Source organism: Chitinophaga sp. (genome assembly GCF_035564935.1).
GTDB lineage: Bacteria > Bacteroidota > Bacteroidia > Chitinophagales > Chitinophagaceae > Chitinophaga.
Window position 1 is genome coordinate 1 of record NZ_DATMTE010001133.1, and the last position, 4,406, is coordinate 4,406.

At 49.1% G+C, this 4,406-nt stretch carries 4 protein-coding genes and 1 pseudogene; 1 reads left to right on the forward strand and 4 read right to left on the reverse strand.

The window, feature by feature from the left end; all coding sequences use genetic code 11:
- The 4 genes and pseudogenes from VN105_RS29325 to VN105_RS29340 form a co-directional block, all read right to left on the reverse strand.
- Window positions 1-215 (reverse strand): annotated as a pseudogene (locus VN105_RS29325) (hypothetical protein); the annotation flags it as partial.
- Window positions 216-398: 183 nt separating this feature from the next.
- Window positions 399-3,008, reverse strand: coding sequence for a PAS domain S-box protein (locus VN105_RS29330; RefSeq protein WP_325646979.1), 2,610 nt, complete (start codon window positions 3,006-3,008; stop codon window positions 399-401).
- Between the two features lie 108 nt (window positions 3,009-3,116).
- The gene (locus tag VN105_RS29335; protein ID WP_325646981.1) at window positions 3,117-3,608 is read right to left on the reverse strand and encodes a DUF421 domain-containing protein; all 492 of its coding nucleotides are present in this window, start codon (window positions 3,606-3,608) and stop codon (window positions 3,117-3,119) included.
- Window positions 3,605-4,084, reverse strand: a complete 480-nt coding sequence (locus VN105_RS29340) for an inorganic diphosphatase (RefSeq protein WP_325646983.1) — start codon at window positions 4,082-4,084, stop codon at window positions 3,605-3,607. Before VN105_RS29340 ends, VN105_RS29335 begins: the two co-directional genes overlap by 4 nt.
- 123 nt (window positions 4,085-4,207) lie before the next feature.
- Between VN105_RS29340 and VN105_RS29345 the strand changes: the two genes are divergently transcribed.
- Window positions 4,208-4,406 (forward strand): hypothetical protein (locus VN105_RS29345; protein ID WP_325646985.1); only part of this gene is annotated, 199 nt, incomplete at its 3' end.

Sequence of the window (4,406 nt, forward strand, 5' to 3'; positions counted from 1 at the left end):
AAAAACCGGGGCGTTTCATCTGAAGGCAGCAGGCTGTCTAAAAAGATATAGTCCGGGATGAGGTCGGGGTGCTTTTTGAAATAGTCCAGCGCCTTACTGGTGTTATCCTGCGCTATGCAGGCCTTGCTCACATTCAAAAGGTCCAGTGCAAGATAAAACTGGTTACGCCGGTCACGGTCCGGATCAATTAGTAAGCTGATTAATTTCTCTTTCATTGCAGGGCATTTTAATGGCAGGATAAATCGGTAACAATTCGTACTATGACAACAAACGAGTAAAAAGAAAAGTTGTAACTGTTGCAAAAGTACAGCAGGAAATGTTCCTGGAAAAATCAGTTGCCGGGATTCGTACTCCATTCTTCCCAAAACAAACACAATTAACAAAAACACAACACTTCGCTATACGGGGAGCAATACTTTAAAAATGGCTCCTTCATCCGGAACACCGCTTGCGTAGATACCCCCTTTGTGATTGAGGGCAATCTTATTGCACAGGGCCAGCCCTATCCCTGTTCCTTCATAGGCAGTGCGGTCATTCAGCCGCTGGAAGATCTGGAAGATCTTTTCGGCATAAACCTGGTCGAACCCGATACCATTATCCGATACAATGATGGCGTAGTAACTTAGCGTATTGTCGAGACCGGGAAACTCCAGTGCTTCCTCCCGGCTTACCGGTGTTGCATAGATGCGGATCACCGGTTTTCTTTCGGGCGACAGGAACTTGATGGCATTGCTAATGAGGTTATGAAACAGCTGGTTTATCTGCAGGGGGCTTACGGAAAGCCGCGGCAATACTTCCGCGTTGATGGTTACGTCATGCAGACCAATCACCACTTCAAAATCTGTCAGTACATTTTTAAGGATCTCGTTGAGATCTGTTTCCACAAAGGGATCTTTTACATGAATCAGGCGTGAGTAGTCCAGCAGTTCGGTAATGAGGAGCGACATGCGTTTTGCACTTTGCATCACTTTATCGATGTACATCCTGGAGGTGTCTGTAAGGATGTCTTTATTCACGTTATACAGCATACCGGCAAACGTATGGATTTTACGCAGGGGTTCCTGTAAATCGTGGCTGGTTACATAGGCAAACTGTTCCAGTTCCCTGTTTGATTTTTCGAGATAGAAATTCGCTTCCACCAGTTCTTTGGTACGTTGTTCCACCATGGCCTCCAGGTGCACGGCCAGTTTCATGTATTGGGCTTCGCTTTCCTGGAGCGCCAGGAACAATTTCTTTTTCTCCGTAATGTCGCGGGCTATTTTAGAAGCGCCTGTCACGTTTCCATGTCTATCTTTTACGGGAGATATAGTAAGGGAGATGTCGATCAGTTCTCCGTCTTTCCTGCGGCGTTTTGTTTCAAAATGCTGCACCCGGTTCCCGGCGCGGAGTTGTTCAATGATCTTTGGCTCTTCCCCGAGCCTGTCGTCCGGAATGATGCGTGTTATGGGCGTTCCTTCCATTTCACGGGCAGTATAGCCGAATAAACGCTCTGCTGCCGGGTTCCAGCTGGTGATGATGCCTTCCAGCGTTTTGCTGATAATAGCGTCATCAGAAGATTCTACGATAGCTGCCAGCCGGGACATGTATTCTTCCGCATTCTTCTGATCGGTAATATCTACCAGCATGTTTACGGCGCCTTCAAGGTTGCCGGCGCTGTCGAAGAGCGGATCGGGATATGGCTGTACCAGTCGCCGTGTGCCATCGGGTCTTTCCACCATGATCACTTTTCCCCGCACCGGTGCACCGCCTTTAATGGCCTCCGCCATGGGGCAGCTGTCCAGTTCTACTGGCGTAACACCGTCCGGCTCAAATATTTTCCAGGAGCCGCACCAGAGGTCGGCGCCGGCCACCGGTGTTCTGCCCCAAAGGGTAACAGCGGCGTTATTAAAAAGGAGTATGCGTCCTTCTTTATCGCAGGTATATACTGCCGCAGGCAATGCTTCCAGCAGTTGCTGATAATGCATATCAGCATACTGATGGCGGAGTTTTTCCCGGCATATCCGGATATCGGCGGCCATGCCTGCCAGGTAACCGTGATAGGCTTTGTACGCCGGTGCCGCGTTATGAAAGGTTTGTGCAGCAGGCAGGTGTGCATAACCTGCGGGAATGGACACGGTAAAAGTACTGCCCTCGCCGGTAACGCTGCCAATATGCAGGTCGCCGCCATGTACCAGTACACCTTCATTTACCAGGGTTAATCCATGACGATGGCGGGCAGGAGCCTGCAGGGAGGCCCTGATTTCTGCCAGCAGTCCTGGTGTAATGCCAATCCCCGTATCAGCAACAGAAAGCATTACGCGGTTGCCTTCCTGGCTAAGCCTTACCGCAACGCCGCCCTGCAACGTATAGCTTAGGGCGTTAGTAAGCAGCGCCAATATGATCTTTTCCCAGAGGTCCCTGTCTATATATACATCTTCCGGAAGTGTATCCAGGCTAATCACCAGAGTTAGTCCTGCTCCGCGGATCACAGGATCCAGCTGTTCCAGTAATGTCCTGGTGAAAGCTGCCAGGTCTGTTCTAACAAACGCGGGTGCGTTCCCGTTATGCCGGGTGGCGCCCATAAACAGGATGCCTGTATCACCTGCATCGTCCTTTACCGGGCTGCCGTTAAAGCAGTAATTGCCTCCATCGGGTTGCATCAGCTGCAGCTGCGGAATATTGGTGGGGGTAGCTTCCAGGGAAAATGCGGCGGCAGTCCATATGGCAGGCCATACCATTACGGCGGGTTGCCCCATGGATAATGGGTGCCGGCTGCCCAGCAGCTCCCTGCATGCATCATTATATATAAGAATGCTTTCGTTGCCCCAACATAACAGCATGGGGTGTGTGGAAGAGAGTAAGATCTGTATACAGGTTTTTAAACTTTGCGACCACTGGTCAGCCGCTCCGAGGGGCGTGGCGGCCCAGTTAAAAGAACGGATCAGTTCACCTGTTTCTCCCCCGGAAGGGAAATTATTTAACGCGGTAGCCGGCTCACTCAATTTTGCCTTTGTGGGGGCATTCATCATGGTACAAAATATAAAATCCTAAAAATACTGGTTGATCCTTGCTATGGGGATGCCATTAAAATTCCACAACCAACATAAAAAGCGTGTAATAAAATGCACAGTTGTCGCTTACTCCCGTTTCAATATGAAACTGATCCTTCCGTTCGTTTCCATGTACGCCTGCGCTACTTCTGTGAGGGACCCTTTCAGGGTTTCCAGCCTCAGGCTTTCCATCAGATCGGATTTGCTAAGGCAGGCCTTATTCATATTCTCCCACTTAATTTCGCCTGCATCGTACAACAGCAGGGGCTTTCCTTTTACCAGCCGGTTAATCATACTGCTTTTCAACGAGATCCAGGCCAGGCTCCTGTTAATAGCCACCATTACAGCGGCAGCAGCTACAGTCCCTTTAAACGGGGAGGCTCCTACAATTACCCTGGCCAGCACTGCTCCCATTATAATTACAATAATCGTGTCGAAAGCAGACCTTTTACCAAAAATGCGCATACCTCCCAGCCGGATGAGGACCAGGGTAACAAAATACATGACTACCGCCCTTACAGCCATCTGCAGAACGTCGAGCTGGTCGCCTTGTCCCCACAGTGTAGCCAGGGCATTCATTTTTCGGGGAATTTTATCTGCTCATAGGCGGGAGCTGCTTCTATGTATCCTAATGGGGTAAATTGTTTTCCTTCCTGCTCATTATAGGAAATAAAGAAATGTTCTATTTCACGGATCGTTTGGGAGGCTACCGCATCTACTCCCTTGAATGTTTTCGACACTACGGGTACAGCTATATAGCGGTCGTTGCGCACTACGGCGCCGTCCTTCTCCTTTTGCTCGGCTTTTATAGCGCCCAGCAACCGGCATTTGATCAGGCAGCCGGGAAAGCTTTTAAATTCAGAGATCACCATCACATCCAGCGGATCTCCATCTGCGCCCCTGGTTCCGAGGATAAACCCAAAATCGTAAGGGAACACCATACCGGCAGGCAATATTTTATTGAGGACAAAGAACCGTGACACGGGATCATAATCGTATTTTTCACTACTCCCTTTAGGGGTTTCAATGACAACAGGTAGCTCTTTAATGATCATACGCACATTTTGTTGGTCTTGTTAAATAGGATAAAGAGGACTCAACTGCGAAGAAACAAAAAAAGGACCAACCGGCACGCATAAGGCATAATGATTGTACCTCAAAAGATAAACTTTGTGACTATGGACAGCTTTAACATACAACTCAACAATCACGAAACCGGGGTTACGCGCCGCGATGAAGATGTATTTATTGTTCGTCTTCCTGAAAAAACAATGTACCTGGAGAAGCGGCAGGACAATGAAGGGGCCAACCATTGGTTTGAGCAGGGCAAAGATAATGAAACGTCTCTCACCGCTGATATAGGCGCCGCCATAGAGA